This is a genomic window from Nonomuraea roseola, assembly GCF_039535395.1.
In the GTDB taxonomy this organism is placed as follows: Bacteria; Actinomycetota; Actinomycetes; order Streptosporangiales; family Streptosporangiaceae; genus Nonomuraea; species Nonomuraea roseola.
In genome coordinates this window covers 723,858-749,970 of sequence record NZ_BAAAXC010000005.1, presented here as the reverse complement: position 1 = coordinate 749,970, position 26,113 = coordinate 723,858, and the positions used below count along the sequence as shown (strand labels likewise).

24 protein-coding genes and 2 pseudogenes are annotated in these 26,113 nt (G+C 67.4%); 17 read left to right on the top strand and 9 right to left on the bottom strand.

What is annotated here, in order from left to right:
* Positions 1–16: 16 nt before the first annotated feature.
* Positions 17–655 (bottom strand): response regulator, encoded by a 639-nt coding sequence (locus tag ABFX55_RS05450; protein ID WP_346118190.1) that lies wholly within the window; start codon positions 653–655, stop codon positions 17–19.
* A 289-nt stretch (positions 656–944) separates the two neighbouring features.
* A complete protein-coding gene (locus tag ABFX55_RS05445) occupies positions 945–2,072 on the bottom strand; it encodes a sensor histidine kinase (protein WP_346118188.1) in 1,128 nt (375 codons plus the stop codon).
* Positions 2,073–2,237: 165 nt separating this feature from the next.
* On the opposite strand from ABFX55_RS05445, the gene ABFX55_RS05440 reads away from it, so the two are divergent.
* The 5 genes from ABFX55_RS05440 to ABFX55_RS05420 all read left to right on the top strand — a co-directional run bounded on the left by ABFX55_RS05440 (position 2,238) and on the right by ABFX55_RS05420 (position 6,810).
* Complete coding sequence (locus ABFX55_RS05440; RefSeq protein WP_346118186.1) at positions 2,238–3,704, top strand: alpha/beta fold hydrolase; 1,467 nt, start codon at positions 2,238–2,240, stop codon at positions 3,702–3,704.
* Positions 3,701–4,660, top strand: coding sequence for an ATP-binding cassette domain-containing protein (locus tag ABFX55_RS05435; RefSeq protein WP_346118184.1), 960 nt, complete (start codon positions 3,701–3,703; stop codon positions 4,658–4,660). Before ABFX55_RS05440 ends, ABFX55_RS05435 begins: the two co-directional genes overlap by 4 nt.
* Entirely contained in the window at positions 4,657–5,409 is a 753-nt protein-coding gene (locus tag ABFX55_RS05430; RefSeq protein ID WP_346118182.1) for an ABC transporter permease subunit, read from the top strand. The genes ABFX55_RS05435 and ABFX55_RS05430 overlap by 4 nt, the downstream gene beginning before the upstream one ends.
* Positions 5,410–5,559: 150 nt before the next feature.
* Positions 5,560–6,339 carry a recombinase family protein gene (locus tag ABFX55_RS05425; protein WP_346118181.1) on the top strand — a complete coding sequence of 260 codons (780 nt, stop codon included), beginning with the start codon at positions 5,560–5,562 and terminating at the stop codon, positions 6,337–6,339.
* A 324-nt stretch (positions 6,340–6,663) separates the two neighbouring features.
* On the top strand, positions 6,664–6,810 hold the full coding sequence (locus ABFX55_RS05420; RefSeq protein WP_346118179.1) for a hypothetical protein: 147 nt from the start codon (positions 6,664–6,666) through the stop codon (positions 6,808–6,810).
* Positions 6,811–6,839: 29 nt separating this feature from the next.
* Here the strand turns inward: ABFX55_RS05420 and ABFX55_RS05415 are convergent, their stop codons facing one another.
* A complete protein-coding gene (locus tag ABFX55_RS05415) occupies positions 6,840–8,117 on the bottom strand; it encodes a serine hydrolase domain-containing protein (RefSeq protein ID WP_346118177.1) in 1,278 nt (425 codons plus the stop codon).
* A gap of 198 nt (positions 8,118–8,315) precedes the next feature.
* On the opposite strand from ABFX55_RS05415, the gene ABFX55_RS05410 reads away from it, so the two are divergent.
* Positions 8,316–8,975 (top strand): GbsR/MarR family transcriptional regulator, encoded by a 660-nt coding sequence (locus ABFX55_RS05410; protein ID WP_346118175.1) that lies wholly within the window; start codon positions 8,316–8,318, stop codon positions 8,973–8,975.
* A gap of 485 nt (positions 8,976–9,460) precedes the next feature.
* The gene (locus ABFX55_RS05405) at positions 9,461–9,724 is read left to right on the top strand and encodes an alpha/beta fold hydrolase (RefSeq protein ID WP_346118173.1); all 264 of its coding nucleotides are present in this window, start codon (positions 9,461–9,463) and stop codon (positions 9,722–9,724) included.
* A 226-nt stretch (positions 9,725–9,950) separates the two neighbouring features.
* On the opposite strand, the gene ABFX55_RS05400 is transcribed toward ABFX55_RS05405, so the two are convergent.
* Entirely contained in the window at positions 9,951–10,556 is a 606-nt protein-coding gene (locus ABFX55_RS05400; RefSeq protein WP_346118171.1) for a TetR/AcrR family transcriptional regulator, read from the bottom strand.
* 360 nt (positions 10,557–10,916) lie between these two features.
* Entirely contained in the window at positions 10,917–12,281 is a 1,365-nt protein-coding gene (locus ABFX55_RS05395; protein ID WP_346118169.1) for an ankyrin repeat domain-containing protein, read from the bottom strand.
* Between the two features lie 355 nt (positions 12,282–12,636).
* Here ABFX55_RS05395 and ABFX55_RS05390 point away from each other — a divergent pair, with 355 nt between their 5' ends.
* Positions 12,637–13,020, top strand: a complete 384-nt coding sequence (locus tag ABFX55_RS05390) for a DUF2116 family Zn-ribbon domain-containing protein (protein WP_346118167.1) — start codon at positions 12,637–12,639, stop codon at positions 13,018–13,020.
* 69 nt (positions 13,021–13,089) lie between these two features.
* Here the strand turns inward: ABFX55_RS05390 and ABFX55_RS05385 are convergent.
* Positions 13,090–13,896 (bottom strand): annotated as a pseudogene (locus ABFX55_RS05385) (IS5 family transposase); the annotation flags it as partial.
* Positions 13,897–13,984: 88 nt separating this feature from the next.
* A complete protein-coding gene (locus ABFX55_RS05380; protein ID WP_346118165.1) occupies positions 13,985–14,215 on the bottom strand; it encodes a hypothetical protein in 231 nt (76 codons plus the stop codon).
* 195 nt (positions 14,216–14,410) lie between these two features.
* Between ABFX55_RS05380 and ABFX55_RS05375 the strand changes: the two genes are divergently transcribed.
* The 9 genes and pseudogenes from ABFX55_RS05375 (at position 14,411) to ABFX55_RS05335 (ending at position 23,930) form a co-directional block, all read left to right on the top strand.
* Positions 14,411–14,932 carry a hypothetical protein gene (locus ABFX55_RS05375; protein WP_346118164.1) on the top strand — a complete coding sequence of 174 codons (522 nt, stop codon included), beginning with the start codon at positions 14,411–14,413 and terminating at the stop codon, positions 14,930–14,932.
* Between the two features lie 158 nt (positions 14,933–15,090).
* Positions 15,091–15,840, top strand: coding sequence for a hypothetical protein (locus ABFX55_RS05370; protein ID WP_346118162.1), 750 nt, complete (start codon positions 15,091–15,093; stop codon positions 15,838–15,840).
* Positions 15,840–17,027, top strand: a complete 1,188-nt coding sequence (locus ABFX55_RS05365) for a sensor histidine kinase (RefSeq protein WP_346118160.1) — start codon at positions 15,840–15,842, stop codon at positions 17,025–17,027. The genes ABFX55_RS05370 and ABFX55_RS05365 overlap by 1 nt, the downstream gene beginning before the upstream one ends.
* Positions 17,018–17,665: a response regulator gene (locus ABFX55_RS05360; RefSeq protein ID WP_346118158.1), complete on the top strand. Its 648-nt coding sequence runs from the start codon at positions 17,018–17,020 to the stop codon at positions 17,663–17,665. The genes ABFX55_RS05365 and ABFX55_RS05360 overlap by 10 nt, the downstream gene beginning before the upstream one ends.
* Before the next feature lie 280 nt (positions 17,666–17,945).
* Positions 17,946–18,170: pseudogene (locus tag ABFX55_RS05355) on the top strand (DUF4158 domain-containing protein); the annotation flags it as partial.
* Between the two features lie 298 nt (positions 18,171–18,468).
* Entirely contained in the window at positions 18,469–19,014 is a 546-nt protein-coding gene (locus tag ABFX55_RS05350; protein WP_346118155.1) for a hypothetical protein, read from the top strand.
* Positions 19,015–19,296: 282 nt separating this feature from the next.
* A complete protein-coding gene (locus tag ABFX55_RS05345; RefSeq protein WP_346118153.1) occupies positions 19,297–20,862 on the top strand; it encodes an ISL3 family transposase in 1,566 nt (521 codons plus the stop codon).
* 845 nt (positions 20,863–21,707) lie between these two features.
* Positions 21,708–22,550 carry a hypothetical protein gene (locus ABFX55_RS05340; RefSeq protein WP_346118151.1) on the top strand — a complete coding sequence of 281 codons (843 nt, stop codon included), beginning with the start codon at positions 21,708–21,710 and terminating at the stop codon, positions 22,548–22,550.
* Between the two features lie 624 nt (positions 22,551–23,174).
* Entirely contained in the window at positions 23,175–23,930 is a 756-nt protein-coding gene (locus ABFX55_RS05335) for a DinB family protein (protein WP_346118149.1), read from the top strand.
* Positions 23,931–24,324: 394 nt separating this feature from the next.
* Here ABFX55_RS05335 and ABFX55_RS05330 read toward each other — a convergent pair whose 3' ends face one another.
* Positions 24,325–25,257: an alpha/beta fold hydrolase gene (locus tag ABFX55_RS05330; protein WP_379479256.1), complete on the bottom strand. Its 933-nt coding sequence runs from the start codon at positions 25,255–25,257 to the stop codon at positions 24,325–24,327.
* A 362-nt stretch (positions 25,258–25,619) separates the two neighbouring features.
* A complete protein-coding gene (locus ABFX55_RS05325; protein WP_192775021.1) occupies positions 25,620–26,042 on the bottom strand; it encodes a hypothetical protein in 423 nt (140 codons plus the stop codon).
* Between the last annotated feature and the right edge of the window lie 71 nt (positions 26,043–26,113).

Here is a 26,113-nt window from a genome sequence, read left to right as displayed (position 1 = left end):
CACGGCGCGCGGGAGGCTAACGCGGCGTGACCAGGCGGGCCTCGTAGGCGGCGATGACGAGCTGGGCGCGGTCGCGGGCGTTGAGCTTGGCCAGCAGGCGGCCGATATGCGTCTTCACGGTCCCAGGACTCACCTGGAGCTGCGCACTGAGCTCGGCGTTGGACAGTCCGTGGGCGACGAGGGTGAGCACTTCACGCTCCCGGTCCGTCAGCGTGTCGAGCCCGTGAAGGGGCTGCTGGACCGGCCGCCGTACGAACTCCGCGATCAGCCTGGTGGTGACGGTCGGCGCGAGCAGCGTCTCACCCGACGCCACCACTCGGATCCCCTTCAACAGGTCGTCCGGAGGCGCGTCCTTGAGCAGGAACCCGCTGGCACCCGCCCGCAGCGCCGAATAAACGTACTCGTCGAGGTCGAAGGTGGTCAGGATGAGCACCCGGGTGTCCCCGGCGATCTCCCTGGTCGCGGTGATGCCATCCATCTTGGGCATTCTGACGTCCATGAGCACCACGTCGGGTGACTCCGTACGTGCGAGCGCCACCGCCTCCCGCCCGTCGCCCGCCTCCCCGACCACGGTGAGATCGTCCTCCGAATCGATCAGCAAGCGGAAACTGCCGCGCAGGAGCGCCTGATCGTCGGCGATGAGTACCCGAATCACGAGCCTCCCCTGCCGCACCCACCCCAACCAGGCCCGGTCCGCGGACGTCCTCTCCGAACCCGCCGACTCCGCTTTTTCCAGCTCACGCTCAAGATCCTCGTCATCACGTCCATCATGGCCGATCCGCGCCTATCGCTCCCACCACGTCGATGCTTTTCGGAACGCCGGCCGTACGTACCTCCATGCGCCACTGCGGCGCTGTGTCGAATGGCCCGCCGTTCGCGCACGCCCGCGCTCCGCCGGAACGCCCGGCGCTGCGCCCTGTCCCTCCGTCGAAGTCCCAGGCGGGTCAAGGGATCTCCCATGACGCGTGCACGCCGAACCCCGTTCCCGGGAGCGGGCCGGCCTCGAAGGTGCCGCCGTACAGCAGGGTCCGTTCGCGCATCCCCGCCAGCCCGTGCCCGCCCGATCGCCCCGGCAGCACCCGCTGCCCAGGCCCGTCGTCGACCACGGAGATCCGCAACCTTCCATCGGCGACCGACACGCTGGCCTGGCAGTGGGCGGGAGCGGCGTGCTTGACGACGTTGGTGATCGCCTCCTGGACGATGCGGTAAACGGCCGGCGCCATGCTGTCGGGCACGGTTCCGTCCACCGACAGGTCGACCCGCACGCCGGCCTCCGCCGCCTGGCGCGCCAGGGACGGCAGGTCGGCGAGCCGGGGGAGCGGCGCGCTGTCGGGCGCGCTGCCGGGTTCGCGCAGCACGCCGAGAAGGTGGCGCATCTCCGCGAGGGAGCCGCGCCCGATCTCCTCGATGGCCCGCAATGCCTTGCGCCCTTCCTCCGGATGCTTGTCCAGGACCTTGGCCGCCACCCCCGCCTTGACGGTGATCACGCTCATCGAATGGGCGACGACGTCGTGCAGCTCGCGCGCGATCCGCAAGCGCTCGTCGGCTGCTGCCTGCTCGGCCTGCCTCCTGGCCTCGCGGGCGGCGAACTCGCGGCGGGTGCGCGCCGCCGCGCCGAGACTCCAGCTCGCTCCGACGACCAGCCAGGCCGTACCGACGATGAAGACGAGGTCGGGCCAGCCGTTCGCATATCGTGGTGAGCCCGACATCGAGACCAGCAGCGAGCTTCCGTTGACGAGCAGGCCCGACACCAGGGCGATCGCCGATCGCCACACCGGCCGGCCGGTCGCCACCGGGTAGATGGCCAGGGCCGCCACGGCCGTCGGCATCAGCCGGTTGGTCTGCAGCGCCAGCACGGCAAGGCCGATCAGGAGCGCACCGTAGTAGGCGGGCTCCGGCCATACCCGCCGCACCGCCACAGGCACCGCAAGCAGCCAGCAGAGCACGGTGGTCACGGCGTTCGTGGTCAGCTCCGGCGGACTCGCCGTGGACGCCAGCGCGAGCAGCACCGCGACCACGGTGTCGGCCAGGATGAGCGGCCAGGACGGAGGCCGTCGGGCGAGCAGATTCACAGCCCGACGTTATCGAGGAACGGCCGGGGGCGAATCGGAGCACGGGCCGTCGGACCAGGGTCGTACTCCGCCCACGTACGCCCGTACCGTATGACCCTGGTCCGACCCCAAAGATCGGATCCGGCTCCGATGTGCGGCCCACCGCCGTACAGCATCGTTGCCGCCATGAACCGACGCAAACTCATCGCCCTGTGCCTGGCGGCCTGTCTCGCCGTGCCGCTCGGCGGTATCGCGCTGGCCTCGACGCAGGCCCACGACCTCGTGTGGAAGGACTGTGGTGACGGCCTGCGATGCGCCGAGCTGGTCGTTCCCGTGGACTGGGCCGATCCTGGCGGGCCCAGAACCTCGGTGCACGTGGCCAAACTGCCCGCGACGGGCAAGAGCATCGGGCCGCTGATCATCAACTTCGGAGGGCCCGGCACCAGCACGTCGATGCTCAGGCGGAAAAGCGACCCCGACGCTCAGCCGGAGCTGCCGAGCCTGCTCGATGAGTTACAGAGGAGCTTCGACGTCATCGCCATCGATCCGCGCGGCCTGTCGGAGCCCGCGAGCAGCAAGAGGGTGAGCTGCGCGGAGCCCGAGCCCTCCGTCTACGGACTGCTCCTGGCCACGACGAAGCAGGACTGGGACACCCACGCCGCCAAGAACGCGGCCCATCAGGCGAGCTGCCGCAAGGCGGCCAAATCGGCCTGGCGCGGGATGACGGCGTGGAACGTGGCGCACGACATCGACGCCCTGCGCGCCGCACTCGGCCAGGACAAGCTCATTTACGCGGGCAACTCCTACGGCACCGTCTACGCCCAGGCATATCTGGAGCTGTTTCCGCAGCGGGTCGGCCGGATGTACTTCGACGGCACCGCCGATCACACTCAGCAGGAGTTCGAGCCCTGGATACGCAACTACGCGCTCACGCAGGAGCGCCATCTCACTCGCTTCCGCGACTGGTGCGCCCGCCGCACCGACTGCGCCCTGCGCGGCACGGACGCCGGCAAGGCATGGGACGAGCTCGTCGCCAGGGTGCGCCGCGCGCCACTGCCGGCGTCGGCCGGCCGTACGGTGCACGAGGGGCAGCTGTACGCCGGTGCGGTCGAAGGCATGAATCCGGCACTCTGGCCCCAGCTCGCCACCGCCATCCGCAAGGCCCTCGACGGCGACGCCAGCGACTTCCTGGAAGAACTGCTCCCGGACGAGGGCATCGCGTCCGTGAGCCAAGACTCCTTGTGCAACGACTTCATGCCGAAGCCGCCGACATACGAGGAATTCCAGGGCATCGAGGCCAGACTCCGTGAGATCGCGCCGAGGTTCGGCTGGCTCGAGGGACGCTTCGAGCTCGGGCGGTGCTGGGGGCGCAGCGGGGGCGCGTCCTGGGCGCCGCACCCGTTGCGCGTGGAGGACCCCCCGCCGATCCTCTTCGCGATCGGGGAGCTCGACAACAACACCAATTATCTCGGGCAGGCGCACGTGGCCGAGCAGATCCCGTCCGCGCGCGTCCTGTGGCACGGCGACGGCCACGCCCCGTGGGCGCGAAACATCTGCCTGCGGCGGCACGTCAACGCCTACCTGACCACAGGGGAGTTGCCCGCGCCGGGCACGCGCTGCCCCGCCGAGATTATCCAGAAGGTGGGGAAATGATCGAGGTCGCAGAACTGACGAAGCTGTACGGCTCCACCCGCGCGGTGTCCGGGCTCACGTTCGATGTCAAACCCGGACAGGTCACCGGCTTCCTCGGGCACAACGGCGCCGGCAAGTCCACCACCATGCGCATGATCCTCGGCCTCCATACGCCCACGTCGGGCAAGGCGTTGATCAACGGCGTCCGCAAACACGACCTGCGCGACCCCATGCGCGAGGTCGGCGCTATGCTCGACGCCGCAGAGGTGCAGGGCGGGCGCAGCGCGTTCGATCACCTCCAGGCGCTGGCGTATGCGGGCGGGATCGGGCGCCGCAGGGTCGTGGAGGTGCTGGAGGAGGTCAGCCTGGCCGGCGCGGCACGCAAGCGGATCGCCGGGTTCTCCCAGGGGATGCGCCAGCGCCTCGGCATCGCGGCGGCACTGCTCGGTGACCCGGGCGTGCTCATCCTCGACGAGCCGGTCAACGGCCTCGACCCCGACGGCATCCGCTGGCTCAGGACACTGCTCAGATCCCTGGCCGCCGAAGGGCGCACCGTCCTGCTGTCGAGCCACCTGATGACCGAGATGTCCCTCACCGCTGACCGGCTCATCATCATCGGCCAGGGCCGACTGATCGAGGACACCACTACGGCGGACCTGCTGGCCCGCTTCCAGAGCGGCGTACTGGTCCGATCACCCCACGCGGCCCGCCTGTCCAGGGCACTCGAAGCGGCCGGCGCAACCATCCGCCCCGCTCAGGACGCCAACGCCGGTGAGGAGCCGGTGCCCGGTCGGCCCGCAGGCGCTGGAGTCGATGCGCGCCCCGTGCGGGACGCCGGCGCGGGAGAGGAATTGCTGGTGACTGGCCTGACCGCAGCCGCCATCGGCGACATCGCCCTGGCGAACGGCTGTGCCGTTCACGAGCTGGTGTCGCGCCGGACATCACTGGAGGAAGCCTTTATGGAGATCACCCAATGAGCAACGTCGTCGCATCGGAATGGCTCAAGCTACGCTCGCTCCGAGCCACCTATTACGTCCTGGCCTCCACGCTCTCGGCCCTTGCGCTCACCGGCTTCGCCGCCTACTCGATCTCGCACTACTTCGACACCAACGGCCCCGGCGGCGATCCCGTCGGCACGGGTCTCAGCCTCAGCGCCGACATTCCGCCTGTGCTGTTCGGCATGCTGGGCGTGTTCGCCATCTCCGGCGAGTACGCCACCGGCATGATCAGACTCACGCTGACCACGATCCGGAGCCGGTGGATGCTCCTTCTGGCCAAGGCCGCCGTGGTGGCCGCCGTGGCCGCTGTCGCGGGCCAAGTGCTGGCGTTCGCCACCTACTTCACCGCACAGGCCGTGGTGGCCGGGCGTCCGATCGGCGCCTCGTTCGCCGAACATGCGGCCCTGGCCGAGGTGCTGACTACCGGCGCCGGCTCCGCCGTCGCCGGGGTGCTGGGGCTGGGCCTGGCCACGGTCCTGCGGTCGACACCGGGAGCGCTCATCGCGCTGGTCGTCCTCCCGCTGTCCCCGACCGTGCTCGAGCGCTTCCTCCCGGCTCCGTGGAACGACTGGATCAGCTCCCTGACGATTCCGTCACTGGCCAGGCAACTGGCCGCCGTACCTGACGCAGGAGCCTTCGGTCCCTCAACGGCCGCCGTCATCCTGGTGGGTTACGTCGTGGTGTCCTTCCTGCTGGCAACCCTGGCGATCAACCACCGCGACGCATGAACGGACACTTATGGGTGGCCATGTACGTGGAAGGACAGCTATCACGTACATGGCCGCCCGCCGCTTCGCTACGGGTCGGGGCCGCGCCCGAGGTATGTGGGGTGAGTGCCAGTCGGTTGCTCGTGCGGGACGTGACGGTAGACAGCGAACATGCGTGGCGCCCATCGGCGCGGACCACAGCCGCGCACGAGGGAGATCCAGAACGTGGCCGGGATGAATTGGCGTTCCGTAAGGGCCCCAACCGGAGCACCCGCCAGCCGAGACAGAGCCCCAGGTCGAGGTGTTCCGTATAGGTGTTCCGCGTACTGTTCCGGTGAAGGCCCCCTATCCGGAACACTTGGAGCCGTAACCGGAACCCGCGTCGGCTACGGCCGCTGCTCCACCGACGAACAAGACGTCGTGATCCAGACCGAGCAACTCCTGACTTTTGGCGTCCCCGAAGATCGCATCTACATCGACCGCGGGTTCTCCGGCACCATCCGCCGCAACCGCGCTGGCCTTGACCAGGCCCTCGCCGCTGCCTGGAACGGGTCAGTGTTCACTGTCACCAAGTTCGACCGGTTCGCCCGCAACATGGCCGAGGCCAACGAGATCCTCACCGACCTGTCCGGACGCGGCGTCCCGTTCGGACTCGGCGGCTCGGTCTACGACTGGAACGACCCGTTCGGGCGGCTGTTCCTGCAGACCCTCGCCATGGTCGCCGAATTCGAGGCCAACCTCGGACATATGCGCACCCGCGAGGGCATGGCCCTGGCCAAGAAGAACGGCAAACTCAAGGGCAAGCAACCCAAACTGCCCGAACCTGCCCGGCGCTCCATCCGCCGCCGATACGCCGAGGGCGAGGTATCCCTGGCCGACCTGGCCACCGAGTACAGCGTCGGACGCTCCACCATCCACCGCATCATCCACGGGCCAGAAATCTCCAGGTAGGGGGATCACACGCCAAAGCCGGACATCACCCTTTCGGGCAAGATCATTCTCACCGCCAACGGCTGTTCCTAGGTTCCTCAACCCCGAACCAGGCGCGTTCGCCGTCCTGGTCGCTGCCGCCTTGGTCGGCCCTCCGCTCCCGAACGTGGCCCCAGCTCCAAAGTAGCTCTGTGAGTGATCACGTTTGCGGTTCGTGATCGTCACGGGTGGGTTAATCGGGCTGGTTGGTTGGGGTTTCTGCTTGATCGTGTTCGTCTCGGAGACGGTCGTGGCGGAGGGCGGTTCGGTGCGTCGGGAGTGGGAGCCGGAGGAGCTGATCGCGGCGTGGACGCTGCTGACGGCGACTGGGAGCTGGTGGGGAACAAGACCGGTGCGACGCGTCTGGGGTTCGGTCTGCTGCTGAAGTTCTTCGAGAAGGAGGGCCGGTTCCCGCGGCATGCGGGTGAGGTTCCGAGGGCCGCTGTGGACTAGGTGTACGGGTCCAAGGTGGTCGGCCCCGTCTACTGAGCCGGCTTGGCCTCGTCAGTTGCGCCGGCCTGCCCGCCGCAGAACACCTCCTTGAGGAGGTTGTCCAGCGCCTTCGGGAACGCCGCCAGGTCGGGTGCGGCGTCCCCATAGGTGATCGAGGCGGTCAGGGTCGTCTTGCCGTCGGGCGTGCTGATCATCGCCGCCGCGTAGCCCGCCGTGGCGCTGCCGTTGTGGTTGAGGACGGTGCCGCAGCCCGGGCCCAGGTCCTGCACGTACAGCCCGAGGCCGTAGCTGCCGAAGATGCCGGCGCTGTCGGGGTGCGGCTTGCGCATCTCGGCCAGCAGCCGGGCCGGCAGGAGCTTGCCGCTGTTCAGCGCGGAGAAGAACGTGTGGAAATCCTTGGTGGTCGAGATGATGTCACCGGCGCCGGCCGTCATGGAGGGGTTTTGGCGGGTGACGTCGATCACCTTCCACTGGTCTGCGGCGTCTTGGTAGCGGTAGTAGCCGTGGGCGTGCGGCCCGGGGATGTTCGTGGTGCCCGGCATCACCGTGCCTCGCAGCTTGAGCGGCCGCAGGATCCGCCGCTTCATCTCCTCGGCGATCGAGTGGCCGGTGACCTTCTCGATCAGCAACTGGGCCAGTGTGTAGTTGGTGTTGGAGTAGCTCCAGCCCGTCCCCGGCTCGAACCGCGCCGGCCTGGACAGCCCGAACCGCACCAGTTCCTCCGGCTGGTAGGTCTTGAAGCGGTTGTCCACCCACTCCTTGCCCGTCGCGGGGATCCCCGGCTCGACCGACCCGTCAGGGCGGAACTCGCCGGTGTAGGCGTACAGCCCGCTGGTGTGCTGCAGCAGCATCCGCACCGTGATCCGCCGGTCCAGCTTGAACGTGGGCAGGTAGTCGGCCACCGGGGCGTCCAGTCCGATCTTGCCGTCGGCCACCAGTTGCAGGACCACGGTCGCGATGAAGGGCTTGGTGCTGCTGCCTGCCCGGAACAGCCCGTTCGTCGGCGGCTTCGCGTTCGCGCCGAGCTTGCGCTTCCCGGTGCTGCCGGCCCACTCGCCGCGCTCATCGTTCACGCGCATCTGCATTCCGAGGAAACCGGCATCGACGATCGCCTGCATGGCCTTCTGCAGTTCCGGGCGGTCCTGTCCGGCAGCGGCCTTCGGCACGGCCTTGCTGTCCGAGGTGGCCAAGGCGGGTGCGGCGGCCCCGGCCAGCAGCGCGGCCGCCAGCGCCGTGACGGCCACTGGCAGGGACATCCTCGGCGTCCGGACCCTGTTGTTCTTGGCGGTGTGGAGGGATTCACTCATGGCCTGTCCTCGTTTCGCGATAGTACGTGTTTTGTTCAGCTCGAAAGCTAGGTTGCATTCGAAATACTGTCAATCGCGAAAACGCGTTTTCCCCAGGTAAAGGGCCGCAAATTGGAGCAATGACGCTGAGCTCGAATGCAAGACTATGTTGCAATGGCTGGCGGCGAAGACAACACTGGCGGCATGCCAGGAGGACGATTGACCCAGCAGGACCGCGAGCGCATCGCGGCCGGACTCGCCGACAAGCTCTCCTACGGTGAGATCGCCAGGCGGCTCGACCGGCCGACCTCGACGATCACCCGGGAGATCGCACGCAACGGCGGCCCCGCCGGCTACCGGCCCCAGCAGGCACACCAGGCGACGATCCAGCGGGCCCGCCGCGGCACACCGGCACCCCCACACGCGGCCACACCGCCGGTCGCCACGATGGAACAGGAGATCATCGAGATGACGGTCAGAGCGGGGATGCCGAGGACAGCCGCGCGCGTGCACCACGACCTGGCGCTGTCCGAGGACGGCCAGCGCACCGCGGCCGAGCTGACCCGCAGGCTGAAGGTCAGCCCGGCCTCCGTCTCCGTGGCCGTGGACTACCTGGTCCAGCAGGGATTCGTCCGTCGCGAGCGCGATCCGCGGCGGCGTCGCGACATCTACGTGATCGACGACGACGCCTGGTACCACGCGATCATGATCAGCGAGCGGCAGACACTCGAGACGGCCCGGGCCACAATGGCGGCGGCCGAGATGTACGGGCTCGACAGCCCCGTGGGGCAACGGCTGGCCAAGACAGCGGCGTACCTGGAACGCGTCAGCCTGGACATCATGGAGTCGGCCGACCGCTGGCGCACCCTCCTGACGTGACGGGTCTCAGCCGAACCACCTGGCGAGCCCTCTGACCAGTTCCTGCTGATCGCCACCGACCCACCCCACCTGGCCATCTATGGCCAGCAGTGAGTGAAGGCCATCAGCTCGCTCTTCCCGGCGCCGTGATGATGGTTGGTTCTCGTCGCAGGTCAAGGTCGTTTGATCTTGCGGGTGGGTAGCAGCAGCGTTTGCCGGTCAGCTTGGACAGCACTCGAGGGCTGATCGGGCTCGGAATGTCGGTGAGCAGTAGCAGCACCCCACAATGATCTTGATGTGACGTCGAACGCGCCAAGCGGGGCATAAAAGGTTGCATCGGATCGATAAGTCTCATTTGAGGAGGAAGGGCTTCGTCATGTCGGGATTCTGTGGGAGCCCGGAGGCTGCGACGCCCCGGGCGACCCGACTGAGCGAACTTCGCTGGCGAGCGTGGGTGTCACTCCTGGGGTTGACCTTGACCTCAGGTCAGGGTGCACGCTGAACGGGTGACCAACGTGAACTCCACCTGGACCGGCATGGTGCCGGTCGACGACACCGCGCTGGCCGTGACCGACGCCGGTGGGCCCGGCCGCTCCGTGCTCTACCTCAATGGCCAGTTCGCCACCCAGTCGTACTGGCGGCGCGTCATCGCCGAACTCGGCGGCGAATACCGGCACATCACCTACGACATGCGGGCCCGCGGCCGATCGAGGCGTTCGCTGTTGGTGGCCCTCTGCTCCCGAACGTGTCCCCAGCCGCCATGCCGTTAGCGGCGAGGCGAGGGCTCTGGAGGGAGACCGCGCCCTCTTGGTGACTGCGGCGACGGCCGGTGGTTGCACCCTGATCCGCCCAAGAGCGCTTGGACCGCGACGGGTATGTGGTGTGCGTTCTGGAGGCATCCGTCTCGGGCGCTCCAGGTCCGGGACATGTATGCCGCGATGTCGCTCCTGACAAACGATGATGGTCGGCAGGCGGGGGTTGCGCCCTCGACATTGACTAGCGCGTGGCGTAGGCGCGGATGAAGGCGCGGGCGCCGGAGGTCATGATGTGGCGGATGCGCTCAGGATCGGCGGTGGCGGGGTCGGGCTGGTCGTTGTAGGCGAGCAGGATGGTCAGGGCGGCGAGGTGGCCGGCGGCCGTGCACGGATCGTCGGTGTCGAGAAGTCCCACGTTCGCGAAGTGGGCGACGCGATGGGCGAGGGCGTCTTCGGCGGCGGACACCGTTACGACGTCGTCCTGGCTGCCCGGCTCCCGCCAGCGCCGCTGAGTGACCAGCGCGAACGCGGCGGCGTAGTCGGCGGAGCCGACGAGTGTCTGGCCGAGTTCGACGACAAGTGCAGTGATCGCCTCCTGAAGGCCGGGGACCGTGGTGATGGTCCCGTTCTCGGGGAGGTGCCAGTCCAGGGCGCGCTGGATCGAGGCGTTGAGGGTGTCGGAGGTTTCGGACAGGATGGCCAGGAACAGGCGGTTCTTGTCGCCGAAGTAGTCGTAGACGGTGCGCTTGGAAACCCCGGCGCGGGCCGCCACGGCGTCCATGCTGACGCTGTCCACCCCCTGGCGCGCGAACAATTCGCGCGCCCCGGACACCACGATCGTGAACATCGCCCTGGATCACCTGCACACCCAGTTCGACACCTCGATCGCCCTGACCCAATGGGTGGTGACCGGGTATGGGGTGTCGGTAAGAGTCGTGCAGCCAGGTACACGCGATTGAGTTCACCCAGGTCAGCGACACCGCTGACGGACCGTTAAGTGCCTGTGTCACAACCCAATGAGGCGTCGTGATCATGCAATTTCGGTCGGCTAGCCGAAGGCTTTTTCGGCTGCGTGTTGTCTGTCTGGGGCCAAGGATGAGACCCGCGCCCCCGACGGACTCGAATGTCGGAGGCGGAGTCCCCTCGTGGTCTCGAAGACGAGGGAGAGCCATCTGCGCGGTGGGCAGCCTGGACCCGCAGAAATAGCTCAGCGCGATCGAGACTCGATCAGATCACGGATCTGCCGGGTCACGGGATCGTGCGGGTGAGCGGCGTGGAACATGTGCAGCCAGCCGTCGGCGTCGATCTGGAAGAGAGCGTCGCGGATGGACGGGTCGGCACCGCGTTCCAGGAGCAAGCGGATCACCTCGAGATGACCGCCCGGGATCGCCCAGTGCAGGCCGGTCCGCCCGAGATAGGGCGCGATGTCGGGATGGACGCCGCGGTCGAGGAACCAGCGCACGACCTCGATCCGGCCGTGCTGGCAGGCATGGACGAACGCCTCTCCCACGATCTCCTCCGGATCATCGGTCGCCGGCAGCCGGGACGGAAAGCCGGCTGTAGCGTCCGCGAGGTTGGGGCGCGCTGACGCGGCGTCCGGACGTAGCCTGCCGTCCGGCTCGAAACAGGCCCGCACCAGATCCAGCCGGCCGCAGGCGGCATACGTCCAGAGCGCCTGCGGGACGATCCCGTGCTCGGCGAGCAGGTCCACGCCCTCCGTGTTGTCGAGGAGGATGGCGTTCTCCAGCGGGGTGCTGCCCCACTTCCGGGTGCCAGGGTCGGCGCCGGCTTCAAGCAGCAGGCGCACATATTCGACCCGGTTGGCGCGGGCGGCCCAGATGAGCGGGACGTTCAGGTCGGTGGCCTTGCTGAGCAGGACGTCGACTGCGGCGCGTGGCACGCCGAGCTCCTTCTCGAGCCGGACACCGGGGATCGTCTCGGGGCCGGCGAGCATGTGCAGCAGGGTGTCGGCCTGCTCGGCGGTCAGACCGGCCAGCCGATCGGTGTCGCCGGCCAGCAGGGCTTCGGTCTCGCGGTGCAGCCGCCGCCGCTTCTCCTGGCGTTCGTCGAGATCGCGCCGGGATTTCTCGGTGAACGATACGAGCTCCCGCCAGGTCGGGAAGCCGAGCTCCCGCGCGATGATCAGCCGCGCGTCGCGAAGCTCCGCGGTGGCGGCAGAGGTTGCGGTGGCGTACCGGGGCACGTAGGCCCGCAACCGTTGCAGCGCGGCCGGGTCGTTACGGCGCAGCTCGGCGAGGAGGGTGTCGGCCATCGAGGCGTAGGCGCCCGGCCTGATCCCCATGAGGCGGGAGACCGGCCGGTCCTCAGTAGTGCTGCGGCTGTCGATGTGGGCGCGGAACTCGGCCCAGGTCCGGAATCCGTGTTCCTGAGCGAGCACGAATTGGGCATCGCTGAGCAGGAACCGCTCGGCGGCCCGGTCGCCCAGCACCTCGGCAACTCGGGCTTTGGCTGCCGGATCACCTGTCTCGTATGTGCGGTGCAGGTGCTTGGCCTGCTTGCGGTAGTACTCCAGGTTTGGATGGGCCGGCAGTTCGAAATGACGATCGGACATCACAACCTCCTTCGTCGCCGAGGTCCGCTTGCTCGGCCGGAAAGAGGTTGGCCTTGTCCGGTGCGTTGACGTGTTGCTCGAGGTGGGAAAGTCCCTGCCCGCGGACTGGCAGCGCCCTCGCACGCTCTATTGAGACTAGTGATCACACTGCGCGGAGGCAATTGTTAAAAAGCGTCGAGGAGTCTCCTGAGGGGGTCAGGAGCCTTCGGCCGAAGGCGGGAATCCCGAATGGCGTCGTTGTCGAAGAGCGCGGCCCGCGGCCAGGTTTCGGCGGCCACGGCGTCGCCCTTGCCGAATCGTCAGAATCAGCCCCGTTCAGAAATGAAGCGGTCGAACCCGCTGGCCGTCGCCGTGGGTGTGGGCGGAGGATGCCGGTGTGGTGGGCAAGGTCCGAAGATGCGCGGTGTGCGGGCGACCGTTGCCGGCCGAGTCCACGGTGCGGCGGCGGTATTGCTCTGCGGCGTGCGGGATGCGGGCTTATCGAGCGCGCAGGCGTGCCGTTCAGCGTGAGATGCTGGCGGCGGCGGTGATCTCGGCGGAGGCCGCGGCGTGGTTTGAGCAGGCGGATGCGCGGCGGGCGCGGTTGACGGCGTGGGCACGCTGCCCGGGGTGCGGCGTGGTGGTGTGGGCGGGGGTGCGGCGCCGCGCCGATGCGGTGTTCTGTTCGGCGCGGTGCCGGGTCCGCGTCTGGCGGGCCCGGCAGAGTGAGTCCGGCCAGCAAGACGATCACAACGTCTAGCCGTTACCGATGTCCGGTTTGCTCTGGTGGTTGTAACAGCTGATCGTTAGGCAACCAGGCGTGCCGTCGGGGTGATCTGCGGGTGAGCCGCCGCGACATCACCGTGATCGCGGCCCAGGTGATGTGCGCTTCGCTGTGCGAGGGCAGCCGCTCGTAGTCCCGGCAGTTGCGGCGGGCCCGCATCACCCACGACAACGTGCGCTCCACGATCCAGCGTCGGGCCAGCACGACGAACCCGCTCTGGCCGGGTGGGCGGTTGACGATTTTCAGAGTCAGGCGCAGCCGGCGCTTGGACCAGTCGACCAGGTCGCCGGAGTAGGCCGAATCGGCCCAGGCGAGGGTGAGCTGGGGATGCAACAGCCTGACCCGCAGCAGCAGGTCGCGGGCGACAGCTCGGTCCGGATAGTCCGCGCGGGTCACCATCACCATCATGGGCAAGCCACGGGTGTCGACCACGAGGTGCCGCTTCCTCCCGTTGATCTTCTTGGCGGCGTCGTAGCCGCGGCTGGAGCGGGAGACGGTCTCAGCGGCCTTGACCGATTGGGAGTCGACGATCGCGGTCACCGGGGCGCGACACCGTCCCGCCCGGAGCCGGACCTGTTCGCGCAGGTGGTCGCGGATAGCGGCGACGATGCCGGCGCGCGCCCAGCGCGCGAAGAACCCGTAAACCGTGCGCCACGGGGGAAAGTCGGCAGGCAGGGCGCGCCACTTGCAGCCGTTGTCCACGATGTAGCGGATCGCGTCCACAATCTCGCGGCGGGGATGGGCCTCGGGACGGCAGCCGCGCTTGGTGCGGCAGGCCGGCGTGGGCAGCAGCGGCTCCAACAGCACCCACTCGGCGGCGGTGGTGTCGGACGGGTAGCGGCGTCGACGCATGGCTCAACCCCAGACGGTGGTGCAGGAACTACGGGGATGCGCAGGAGGGCTGGATGCGGACAGCCCTGGAAAGGCCGATCTCAGAACCTCACGGCTGGTCGGTGACCAGCGACTCGAACGTGGCGCGGACGCCTTCAAGCTGAGCCAGGATGATCCTGGCGAACTTGTCGTTGGGGCGTGCGCCGGCGTGTGGCCCAACGGTCGCGGTGATCAGCCGGGTGATCCGGGTGAGTTCGGTGTGGAATTGGCGTCGCTCGTAGCTGATCCAGTCGGCGGGGTCGGCGGAGAACCGATACCCCTCTTTCGGGGTCAGGTTCAAGCCCAAGGACCACGGCCGCCTGTCGGAGATGGCATCCTCCTACTCCTACCTGCGGCAGTTCACCCCGCTGGTGCTGTCGGCGATCGACTTCCATGGCGGGCCGGGGACGGCCGACCTGATGAGTGCGGTGGCCATCTTGAAGAAGCTGAATGAGTCGGCGGGCGTAAGGTCCCCATCGAAGCGCCGGTCTCGTTCGTGCCCACCCGGTACGCCGACTACCTGGAGAAGGCCCGCAAGAGCGGCGATGACACCGCCTTTCGCCACTATTGGGAGCTGTGTGTGCTGCTGGGCCTGCGCGACGGGTTGCGCAGCGGGGATGTGTTCGTGCCGGGCTCGCGCCGCTACGCCGACCCGACCACCTACCTGTACACGCCCGAGCAGTGGGCGCCGCGCCGGGCCGAGTACTGCCGTCTGGTCCGCAAACCGGCGACGGCGGCCGAGGCGCTGGAGCAGGGTAAGCAGGAACTGCACACCGCCTTGGCCGAGCTGGAGACCACGCTGGCGGGCGCCTTGCCCGACGATACCGGCGCGGTCCGCCTGGATGACGATGATCACCTGGTGATCCCGCCGCTGTCGGCCGAGAACTTCCCAGCCGAGGCCAAGGAGCTGAAAGACGAGCTGGCTGGCACGCTGCCGTTCGCGCCGATCGCCTCGCTCAGCAGGGCATGGTCACCAAGCCGCACCTGTCCCAGCAGACCGAACAGGCGTGGTGTCTGACCCTTCTGACCAACCTGACGCTCCCCGAGCCGGGCACCGTCTGTCCCGTCGAACGATCAGCGCTCACCCATGAAAGTTGCCGAGGTAGAAGGACCTCTACCCCTGATCGGTAAGCAGCCCTATCGTCAACCACCAAGGCAGCTAAGATCATCGAAGGCATGGATGCATCACTGGAAATCGTGAAGGTCAAGCGGCAACTGCGGCGGATGCAGGTTTGCCTGATCACCGCAGTCGCCGCCGGGGTCGCCACGGCGGCGATCGTGGCCAACAGCGGGGAAGCCGTCGCGCAGGGCGGCGGTAAGGCCAAATTCGACGAGATCGAGGTCCAGCGGATCAACGTGGTGGAGCCGGACGGCAAGCCGCGCATGGTCCTGAGTAACAAGGAAAGGTCGCCGGGCGCCGTCGTGAACGGCGTCGATCTGGGCCACGCCGGCACGCGGCCGGGTATGACCCTGTACAACAGTGAGGGAGATGAGTCCGGCGGCCTGGGCGCCGACAACGGTGTCAACGACGGAAAATCGTGGGCGGTCGGGCAGCTCTCCTTCGACCAGTACAAGCAGGACCAGACCCTCGTTCTCCGGTACATGGAACAAGAGGGCGTCCGAGGCGTCGGCCTGGCGGTCAATGACCGGCCCGAGGTGCCCCTTCCGGAGTCCTACGAGGAGGCCAAAAAGATCGAGCAGATGCCCCCCGGCCCGGCGCGGGACCAGGCGATGGCCGAGTACAGGAAAAAGTACCCGAGCCCGCAGAGGGTCTTCATCGGCAAGAACCCCGACAAGTCGTCGGTCGTGACGCTCGCCGACGGCAAGGGCACGCCGCGCATCGTGATGCGGGTCGATCAGGACGGCAACCCCCAGATCCAGTTCCTGAACGCCAAGGGCAAGGTCACTCGGACGATCAAGGGCTGATGAAGAACGTCACCTCCCTCTGGCAGGCGATCACGGGGAACCCGCTGCGGTTCCTCGGGTCGCCATGGCCCTGGCGGGCGCTCGCCTACCTGCTGACCAGTCTGCCCGGCGGCGTTGCGGTGGCCGTGGTGGCCGCCTTCGGACGGCAGACCGCGATGCTGATCGCGATGATCACGTTGTTGATCGTCACCGTCGTGCTGAGCGGCTCGATCGCCTCCCTCGAGCGCTGGCGGCTGAGGCTGATCGACCCGGTGGCGGTCCCCACGCCGAAGCCGAGAACGCCGATCTCCTTCGCGAACCCGACCGCCTGGCGCGAGATCGGCTACGCGCTGCTGTGGGCGACGATCCTGCCTGCGGTCAACGGCCTCGTCATCTCTTTGGCGGCGTTGACCGTCTTTTCCTACGCCTCGGCTCTCCGGTCTGGCGGCTCACCGCTGGTGGTGTTGCTGGCCGTCGTCGTGGTGCTGGCCGGGCTGGCCGGTTGCGCGTACCTGTTCACGGTGGTGGCCGCGGCGCAGGGGGCGCTGACGCGCAGTCTGCTCGCCGCGCCCCCTGAGGAGCGGATGATCGAGTTGACCCGGTCGCGGGCCCGGTTGGTGGACGCCTTCGAAGCCGAGCGGCGGCGCATCGAACGGGATCTGCACGACGGCACTCAGCACCAGCTCACCGCCGTGCTCATGCAGCTCGGCCTCGCCCAGCTGGACGTACGGGAAGACCCGGAACGTACGGCGAAAGCCGTCAGCCTGGCCTATGACCACACGCAGGCCGCGCTGGAGGAGTTGCGCCGCGTCATCAGAGGCATCCACCCCTCCGCGCTCACCGACCGGGGGCTCGGGGTCGCCGTCACCGACCTGGCCCGCCACTGCCCCATCCCGGTGACCCTGAACCTCGACCTACCCCGCCGCCCGCCCGCGGGCGTGGAGGCGGCGGCCTACTTCTGCATCTCGGAAACCCTCACCAACGCGATCAAACACAGCAAGGCACAGAACATCACGATCAAAGCGAAGCTGTCGGACCATCTTCTCGCCCTCGACATGCACGACGACGGCATCGGCGGAGCCGACGCCACGAAGGGTAGCGGGCTCACCGGGCTGGCCGATCGGATCGGCGTACTCGAGGGAACCCTGTCGCTCAGCAGCCCGCAGGGAGGGCCCACGGCGATCCGGGTGGAGCTGCCATGCGGTTGATGATCGCCGAGGATTCGATGCTCCTGCGGGAGGGGCTGACCGGCATCTTCACCCGGTTCGGCTGCGAGGTGGTCGCCGCCGTCGGCAGCGCCGACGAGCTGCTGCACGCCATCGCCCGAGACCTGCCCGACGTCGTCGTGGTGGACGTCCGCATGCCGCCGACCTTCCACGACGAGGGGCTGCGGGCCGCCATGAAGCTGCGTGGCGAGTATCCCCGGCTCGGCATCCTCGTCCTGTCGCAGTTCGTCGAGGCGGCCGCGGCCGGGGAACTGCTGGAGGCCGGCACGCGCGGCATCGGTTACCTGCTCAAGGATCGGATCGGCGCGATCAGCCAGTTCGTGGAGGCGGTACGTGAGGTCGCCGCCGGGGGCACGGTCATCGATCCTGACGTGGTCCACCAGCTGCTGGTCCACCATCGCGCGCACGATCCGCTGGACGCGCTCTCGCCACGCGAACGCGAGGTGCTCGCGCTGGTCGCCCAGGGCCGGTCGAACAGTGCGATCGCCCAGCGCCTGTACGTGTCGGAGGCCGCCGTGGCCAAGCACGTCACCGGCGTCTACACCAAGCTGAGCCTCGGCCCGGACGCCGACGATCATCGCAGGGTTCTCGCCGCGCTGACCTTTCTCCGCTCGCGCTGACCTCGAAGCTGCATGGACGATTCGCAGCTCTGGTGTTCGCACTGGGGCCGTGGCCCGGAACTGGACCAGATCACCCTTATGGTGTTCGAGGTGTCGGTAAGAGTCGTGCAGCCAGGTACACGCGATTGAGTTCACCCAGGTCAGCGACACCGCTGACGAACCGTTAAGGGATCTTTCTCGGATTGTCCGACGTCGGCGATCGTGTGTGGCCAGTATTGATCCGGATTCGTGAGGTATGCGGCGGCCTGGCTGACCGCTTCGCGAGAGAGCCGGATGCCGCGTGGCGCGTGTGCTGGACGAGAACGAGCTCGTTGGGAAATGGACGCTGGTCGGGGACGAGCTGGATCAGCTATCGGGCCGGCGGGGCGCGACGAAGCTCGGCTTCGCGCTGCTTCTGCGGTTCTACGCGCTGAACGGCCGGTTCCCGACAGGCCGGGCGGAATTCCCTGATCAGGCCGTTGCCTATGTCGCTCGGCTGGTGGACGTGCCCGCCTCTGAGCTGGGGTAGGCGCGGATCTGAGCTCGCACGGGGCAGCCAGTCGGGTCGAGCAGTTGCCCGTTGGCCTGGCTGCGCAGCGTGGGCTGGTAGAGGCCAACGTCCTCAGGACGGGCGTTGCGGCCCCGACGAATCACTGACATTAAGTCCGCCGAGCCACTGACATTCTCAGGCTCTGGCTCACTCTCGATGATCAGTGACTCTGGGTGAGATCAGCGGGAGTAGCGTCTGCTTGATGTCCGAGATGCCGACAAGTTCTGCTCCTGATCGGAACGTTTCCTCCGGTCAAGGGCGATACCTTCCAGCGATGAGCGAAGGGGAATGGAACCGGAACGCCGTCATCATTCCCGGCGGGATGTACGGACCGCAGGCAGGACTGCTCGCCTATGCCAGTGAAGCAGTCGCCCGCCGTGGTGCCAACCTCGAACTGATCTCGTGGACGCCGCCGAAGGGCCGGCCCCTGGTGGAGAGGCATTCCTGGGTCTACGAGCAGGTGATGCCCGTCGTGGAGAAGCTGGGGACACCCCTGCTGATCGGCAAGTCGCTCGGCTCGTACGGCGCCGCCGTGGCGGCAGATCGCGGTCTGCCAGGGATCTGGCTGACGCCGTTGCTCACCATGCCCGCATGCGTGGAGCCGTTGCGTCGGGCCACCCAGCCATTCCTGCTCGTCGGCGGCACCGCGGACGACTTCTGGGATGGTGCGCTGGCACGGGAGTTGACGCCGCACGTTCTCGAGGTCGACGGCGCTGATCATGGCATGAAGGTGCCGGGACCGCTGCGCAGATCCGCCGAGGTGCTTGGTCAGGTGACGACGACCATTGAGGCCTTTCTCGACAGCGTCGTCTGGCGTTAACGGAAGCCCCAACTCCGGATACCGCCGACAAGCTGGTACCAAAGCGCGGGAACAGACGCCGACGGCACGCCGGAAAGCTGACGCTCAACGCGAGGATCCTGGCGCGCTGGGCGTCGTTGTCGCGATCTTGTGACGGACCCCACGCTCAGGCGGCCGCCCGTCAACGATCTGGTTTGTCGAGAACCCGATCATCAACAAGCGGCCGTGAGGTTAATTGTGGCGCATGTGCCAGCGGGCGAGGATGCCTGCTGCCTTCGTTTGTTCTGCCCTGCTCTCAGGGATATGGAAGTCCTGGATGTTGAGGACTTAGGTGACACCGTGCTGATCGCGGCGCGCACCGTGGCGGCCGGAGCCTCGTGTCCCGAGTGTGGGCTGCTCTCGGCCCGGGCGCACAGCCGCTATCGCCGGACCGTGTGGGATCTGGCGACGTGCGGGCGGCCGGTCAAGGTCGAGTTGGAGGTACGCCGCTTCTTCTGCAGCGAGCCCTCCTGTGATCGAAAGATCTTCGCCGAGCAGATCGACGGGCTGACCCAGCGGCATGCCCGTCGCACCAACGCGTTACGCGCTCTTCTCACCTCGATCGCGATAGCGCTGGCCGGACGAGCCGGCGCCCGCATGGCCTGCCTGGTCGGCGTGCCGGTCGGCCGATCAACACTCTTGCGGATCCTGCGAGCGTTGCCCGATCCGGAGATAGGGCAGGTCACAGTACTGGGCGTCGACGACTTCGCCAAGAGGCGCGGAAACTCTTATGGCACTGTCCTGGTGGACATGGAAACCCATCGTCCCGTCGATCTGCTGGACGGCCGGACCGCCGAGGACTTGGCCACCTGGCTGAAGGACCATCCCGGGGTGCAGATGATCTGCCGGGACAGGGCTGGCTCCTATGCCGACGGCGCCCGTGAGGGCGCCCCCGAGGCCATCCAAGTCGCTGATCGTTTCCACTTGTGGCAAAACCTCGCCGCAGCGCTGGAGAAGACGATCCGCGCACACCGATCCTGCCTGCAGGAAGTCCCCGAACAAGACACCACAATCACGGACGAAACCGGCCGCCATGCCGAGCCTGCCGAGCGACCCAAGACCCTGGACTCCTACGGCAACGAACGGCCGATGGTGGCACGGACACAAGAACGCTACGCCCAGGTCCAGGCGTTGAGGGCCAACGGCGCGTCACTGAACGCCATCAGCCGCGAACTCGGCCTGGCCTTCCGCACCGTCCGCAAGTACACCAGCGCCACCAGCGCGGACGAACTCTTGGCCGCTACCCTCGATCGCGCCAGCAAGCTGGATGAGTTCAAGCCCTACCTCACCCGCCGGTGGAACGAGGGCTGCGCCAACGCCATCCAGCTCCACAACGAGATCAAGGCCCAAGGCTTCACCGGCAGCCGACGCGCTGTCCAGGGCTGGCTCAAACCACTTCGCGGACACCAGGAAGTCCGGCAAGAACCATGCCCACCACCCAGACCCCGCCGCGTCACCGGCTGGATCATGGCCCACCCCGACCACCTGGACACCGAGGACAAGGCCAAACTGGAGCAGCTCCTTGACCGCTGCCCTGAGCTCGTCGACACCGCCGGCCTCGTCCGCAGCTTCGCCACGATGATGACCAACCGAAATGGTCACCTGCTCGACGACTGGATCACCACCGCCGAAGCCGGAGCATCGCCTCACCTGGCCGCCTTCGCCACGGGACTCCGACGCGACCACGCCGCAGTGCAAGCCGGGCTAACGCTGGCCCACAGCAGCGGTGCCGTCGAGGGAACCGTCAACAAGATCAAATTCTTGAAGAGGCAGATGTTCGGCCGCGCCAACTTCGACCTTCTACGGGCCCGCGTCCTCCGCTACTCCTGACACCCTGCACGATCTGTCACCGAGATCATCGAGAGTGAGCCAGAGCCCATTCTCACCGCGCTCAACAACCGCTTGGAGGCTCTAGGTCTAGAGACCAGGGGGTCTAGATCTAGAGGGCGCTCTAGAGGCTGATCCGGGCCTCTACCTGGGCTCTAGAGGCTAGAGGCGGGTCCTCCCGATTGGCTTGTGGTCGGCGGGCCGGGGCGGGCGGCTCTTCGGCCGGGACCGGCCGAAGAGCCGCACGCCCCGGCCGTCGATCCGTCCCGGCCCGCCGACCTCGCCGCTACGGCGCGGTGGGCTTCTTGATTCCCTATGAGAACGATTCGGCAGTGCGCCGAGCTCGTTGTTGCGTCGCTCGCCGGCAGCTGGCGGCCGCCACGACGAAACGGGGCCTTGGCGGGTCCTCGAGCTTTTCGGCAACCGCGGCGGCTACTCGTCTTCGTCCTCCTGGCGGCGGTGCTCGTTGCGGTCGCCCGCGTAGGCGGTCTTGTTCATCAGCGTGTGCTTGGCCATATCCCGGATGTACCCGGTGAGGGCCTGGCGGTGGTCGACGGCAGCGAGCTGATTCTTTCGGCAGTGCGTCGGAGTGCCAGGCTTCTGCCTCTTTCGCAGGGTGCTCGGGTCGCGGTGGCGCGACCCGAGCCGCGACCGCTCAAACGGCTTCTGCGCGTTCTGTGGTCGGGGCGGGTTGCTGCCTCGGGTCTTCCGCAGCGGAGATGCCCGTAGAGGCGTTCTGAGGGGCTTCCTGGCCGCGACTTGTCGCGTGTTTCGCCAACTGGTTCTCGCTCCTACGCCGTTCACGGCCTGCTCGGCCTTCGCCGCGGTCTGTGGGAAAGAATCACACAATGCCGATGCTGCTCAAGGCGGTTCTAGCGGGCGCCGCGATCGGGGCCTCCCAGGTCCTCATCCTGGTCTTCTGGCCTCATGATCCGGACGACGAATTCACCGGGGTGGCGGTGATGATGTTCGCGCCCTTCCCACTCGCGTTCCTGTTGAGCTGGGCCGCAAGGATGCCGCGTTGGCCGATCGTGGGACTGTCCACGCCGTTCGTCATGCTCGTGTTCGCCATGGTCATGGGCCCGGGCATGCAGTGGCTGCCCGACTCGCCTGTCAGCCTCGCCATCCCCGCCGTGATCGGATTCCCGTTCACGGCGTGGCTGTGTGCTCCGGGCAACAGGATGGCCCGCATTGCCGCGGTGGGGACGGTCCTTCTCGCCTTATGCGCGGCTCCGCTGGTATCCAAAGCCATCCAGGCGGCGGAAGTCATCGGGGATATGAAGAGCTCGGGGATTCCGCTGGTCGCGCCAGCCATTCCGAACTATCGGCTCGACTCTGTGGACCCGACCTGGCTGCCGGAGATGATCGGCTTCACCTACCACCCCACGGACGACCACGGGAGCGGCCGGTGGGTCGAGGTTTACGTCAGGCCAGGCGGCGCGGCCTCCCCTGAGGCGGCGTGCGCCGACCCCATGCCGGACTGGAGCTGGAAGACGGTCACGCCGTGCCGGCAGATCGCCCCCGGCGTCTGGACGACACGCCTGGAGAATGGCTACACCCCCGTGTACGCCAGGCATGGTGATGCCCTGGTACAGGTGGGCGGCTACGACGCCATAACTGAGGACTTCCTTCTCTCTGTGCTGCCGACCTTCCGGCCCATCACCGCGGTGGAGATCGCAGCGGCCAGCTAGATCGCGGAGACGGACGAACGGCGCTCGAACTCCCACACATTCACTCCGGTGAACCGGCCCGGCGGCCGTGCATCGGGCGCCCTTGATAGTCGTAGAGAAAATATGCATTCGATCATGACCCTTGGGTCGTCTCGACTACATCAGCCCGTGGTCTCGGTGGGCCGGTGCCGACGAAGGAGGTGCCGGACCGTCGATCGCCCCCCGCCCCGCTGTTTCGGCAACCACCGCATGGCGATCGTCAGGCCTTCAGGAGTGGTCGACCCAGCTCCGGTCGACGTCGCCCTGGTGCTCGTGGCCGTACGGCAGGCCCTGCCCGCGACCCCGATCCGGAGTCTTCTCCGAGATATGTACTAACTTGCTCCGCGCAGCGGTGACCGTGCGGCCCTCCGTGCCGGTAAGACCGTCTTATCTACTAACTTGTTCCGTTTCGTCCGGGATGAAAAGCGGCTCGTGAGTGTGTCGCCAGCACCGTGCCGCGGGAGACGGGGAGCTGCATCTCATGCAGGCCACCCGTCTTGTGGTGCCGCCGAGCGGGACGCGGGCGTGAGCACGTTCCACACAGTTGGCCCCGAAACTTAGTTGCCAAACGTGGCGCGGGCGGGACGGGTGCGGCAGACTGCCTCGATGGCTGCTGAGTACGCCCAGAGTGACCAGTTCCGTGGTGCCCGTATCCACCTGTGCGACCTTGCCGGTCTCGAGATCCGCGATTGCGAGGTCAGCGGTCTGAAGATCGTCGACTGCTATGGGAGCGACGTCTACCTCGGTGGCGACTTCGAGCGTCTCGTCGTCAACGACGTCGACGTGACCGCCTACGTCGAGGCCGAACTCGACCGCCAGCACCCCACGCGGGTGCTGGCGCGTGACGCCGCGTCCCCCGACGACTACCGGGCTGCTTGGGATGCCATCGAGACGCTGTGGGCGGCGACGCTCGACCGCGCCAGGCTGTTGCCCGAGGCCAAGCTGCACGAGCAGGTCAACGGCGAGTGGTCGTTGGTCGAGACCCAACGGCACCTGCTGTTCGCCGGCGATGCCTGGCTCGGCAATGCCGTGCTGGAGGAGGAAGCGCCGTACCACCCGTTGGGCTTCCCTGTCGGCGGGATGCCGCCCGACGCGACGGCGAAGCTCGGTCTCACCCTCGAAGCCACCCCGACGCTCGACGAGGTGCTCGCGCCGCGGCTCGCCCGCATGGCCACGATGCGGCGTGTCGTCGACGGGCTCACCGAGGCCGCGCTCGATCGGGTATGCGGTCGCAAGCCGGCGGACCCGTATCCCGACCAGGAGTACGTCGTGCGCCGCTGCCTCAAGGTGGTGCTGAAGGAAGAGGCCGAGCATCACCGTTATGCGGTGCGCGACCTCGCCGTGCTCGAGGCCGGTGCCTGAACTGGCGCTGACCCGGCCGGAAATGACCTCCAGCCGCATTGCGTGCTGCTACTCCCGGCTCCTCAACACCCGTCCCTGCCAGTTCCGACCTGCGAAAAACGGCCCAGTGATCGTCATCGCGCCGGACTTATCCCTCGATGTTTGAGCCGTAACCCTCGCGCGCACACCTGCCGCGACCAGGGGACTGCCCCTTTCGCCGTTTCTTGGTCTGCGCCCCAGGAGGGGCACAGTACCCGGGGCGAGGTCAAAGCGTCCCCGCCCCGCTGATGGGTATCAGGCCGAACTGGGCGACGTGGCGCGGTACGGCCGGGTGGCGCCGGCGCTGCCCGCGCACGGCGGCCGTCGAGCTGGGGATCTCGCGGCGGCAGGTGTTCGTGCTGCTGGACTGGTGGCGTCAGGGCGAGGGTGTCGTCTCGGACCTGCTTCCCCGGCGCTCCAGCGGCGGTCGGGGGCGAGGCCGGTTGCCAGCCCTTCGGGTCTGCCTCTCCACTGCAGCGCGGAGCGTCGCACCGAACTGGTCGGGCGCTTCCAGCCATGGATTGTGCCCCGCGTTTGGGACGATGATGACCTCGCAATTGAGGCGTGTTCCGAGACGTCGCAGGGCGCCAGCGGGGCGGCTATCGCCGGCCCCGCCGATGATCACCGCGCCGGGCGGCAGGTGCTCGCGAAGTTCGTCCACGTGTGACTCGAGCGGGTCGGCCTTCTTCGCTGCGTTGAGCTGAGCGTTCATCGCGTAGTTGATGGGCCGCAGTGTGCAGGCTGATGCCAGCGCCCAATCCCGCGCCCGAGTTCGGTCGGCGTGGTCAGTAAGCCACGACACCGTGAGGTACTCGATCTCCTCGGTGTCGGTACGCGATTCGATCGCATCGAGTTCCTCGAGCCTGGCCTGCTGCTCGCCAGTGCGTCGTGCTCGCTGTGCTGCTCGGTCGGCTTCCCGCCATGGATCCAGAAAGGGCCCGGCGATCTGGATCAATCCCGCCACGCGCTCGGGATGGGCCAGCAAGAAGTAGCTGGCCATATTGGTTCCGAACGAATGCCCCACCAGAACAACCCGGTCGTGTCCCCACGCATCGAGCGACAACGACAAGTCGTGAACGTGGCGGACGATCGTGTGCTCTCCCTCCCAGGACGATCCGCCGGTGCCGCGCTGGTCGTAGCGGTGGACCAGGCACAGGTCATCGATGATGCCGGCGACCGGAGCGAGATAGTCGGGAACTCCTGGACCGCCGTGCACCATAACCACGGGATACCTTTGCGGGACCACCGAGCCCGTAGTCCACGTGCGTAGGTGTGCACCGTCATCCAACTCGATCATGGCCGCGGTCATGGACGTGAGCGTAATGCACTCGGTGTCCGTTAGGGGATTCCCCTAACGGACACTCGCGAAGAAGGCCAGCGTCACGGTCGCGCACACGAGTACGGACAGGATCGACCCACCGTGCACAGAAGTACGGACAGCGCGACGATCCGAAGTCCTCTGCAAACGGGGCCAACAGCCCAGGTCGATTGTGCAGGGCACTTCGGACATCGACAGACGACTTTCGGAACGGTCGTTCCTGGGGAAACGCGCTTCCTGGTCGTCCACCTTGGCACCGTCCCTTAAACCGTTTCCGGGCCACTCGGTCTCAACATGGGAACGCTTCTGCCCGGGCCTTGGCGGCGGTGTCACATCGCCAAGGCCCGGTGTGCTCACCGCTGGTCGCTCGCTTCCGTTCGCACTATGGGGAGGTCCCGACATGGTGCCAGGAAGCTCTCGATGTACCACCCCAGATCGGCGAACTCCGGCAAGTGTGCGATGGTGCGGTAATCCAGCAAGGGGATCAGCGAGATCGACGTCCTGTCCTCGTGGAACATCACGTTTGCAAAGAATTCTCCGTCAGGCAGCCTGGTCGTTATGGCTATCGTTTCCCCGGCCTCGTAAGAGGCGCGCATGTCGCGTTTTGCCTCGGTCAGGCCGTTCAGCGGCACCTCCCTCCAGTCAAAGTCGGCCATATACCAGATGGAGTCTTCTCCGCGGAGGAACGCCCAGTTCGCCTGTGCGAGCCGTTCGAGAATTTCCTCGAAGTCAATTTCGTGTTCGAACTGCAGGCTGATAATGACGTCGCGACTCATCTTTCCTCGACCAGGTTGATGGGGAAATACTCCTGGTGAGCGCTCTTGGCGCAGATTGCCCACCAGGAGGT

Coding starts and splice junctions, on each gene's coding strand:
- ABFX55_RS05440 (WP_346118186.1), top strand. CDS start 2,238: ATGAACCGACGCAAACTCATCGCCCTGTGCCTGGCGGCCTGTCTCGCC.
- ABFX55_RS05435 (WP_346118184.1), top strand. CDS start 3,701: ATGATCGAGGTCGCAGAACTGACGAAGCTGTACGGCTCCACCCGCGCG.
- ABFX55_RS05430 (WP_346118182.1), top strand. CDS start 4,657: ATGAGCAACGTCGTCGCATCGGAATGGCTCAAGCTACGCTCGCTCCGA.
- ABFX55_RS05425 (WP_346118181.1), top strand. CDS start 5,560: ATGCGTGGCGCCCATCGGCGCGGACCACAGCCGCGCACGAGGGAGATC.
- ABFX55_RS05415 (WP_346118177.1), bottom strand. CDS start 8,117: ATGAGTGAATCCCTCCACACCGCCAAGAACAACAGGGTCCGGACGCCG.
- ABFX55_RS05400 (WP_346118171.1), bottom strand. CDS start 10,556: ATGTTCACGATCGTGGTGTCCGGGGCGCGCGAATTGTTCGCGCGCCAG.
- ABFX55_RS05395 (WP_346118169.1), bottom strand. CDS start 12,281: ATGTCCGATCGTCATTTCGAACTGCCGGCCCATCCAAACCTGGAGTAC.
- ABFX55_RS05370 (WP_346118162.1), top strand. CDS start 15,091: ATGGATGCATCACTGGAAATCGTGAAGGTCAAGCGGCAACTGCGGCGG.
- ABFX55_RS05365 (WP_346118160.1), top strand. CDS start 15,840: ATGAAGAACGTCACCTCCCTCTGGCAGGCGATCACGGGGAACCCGCTG.
- ABFX55_RS05360 (WP_346118158.1), top strand. CDS start 17,018: ATGCGGTTGATGATCGCCGAGGATTCGATGCTCCTGCGGGAGGGGCTG.
- ABFX55_RS05350 (WP_346118155.1), top strand. CDS start 18,469: ATGAGCGAAGGGGAATGGAACCGGAACGCCGTCATCATTCCCGGCGGG.
- ABFX55_RS05345 (WP_346118153.1), top strand. CDS start 19,297: ATGGAAGTCCTGGATGTTGAGGACTTAGGTGACACCGTGCTGATCGCG.
- ABFX55_RS05340 (WP_346118151.1), top strand. CDS start 21,708: ATGCCGATGCTGCTCAAGGCGGTTCTAGCGGGCGCCGCGATCGGGGCC.
- ABFX55_RS05335 (WP_346118149.1), top strand. CDS start 23,175: ATGGCTGCTGAGTACGCCCAGAGTGACCAGTTCCGTGGTGCCCGTATC.
- ABFX55_RS05330 (WP_379479256.1), bottom strand. CDS start 25,257: ATGACCGCGGCCATGATCGAGTTGGATGACGGTGCACACCTACGCACG.
- ABFX55_RS05325 (WP_192775021.1), bottom strand. CDS start 26,042: ATGAGTCGCGACGTCATTATCAGCCTGCAGTTCGAACACGAAATTGAC.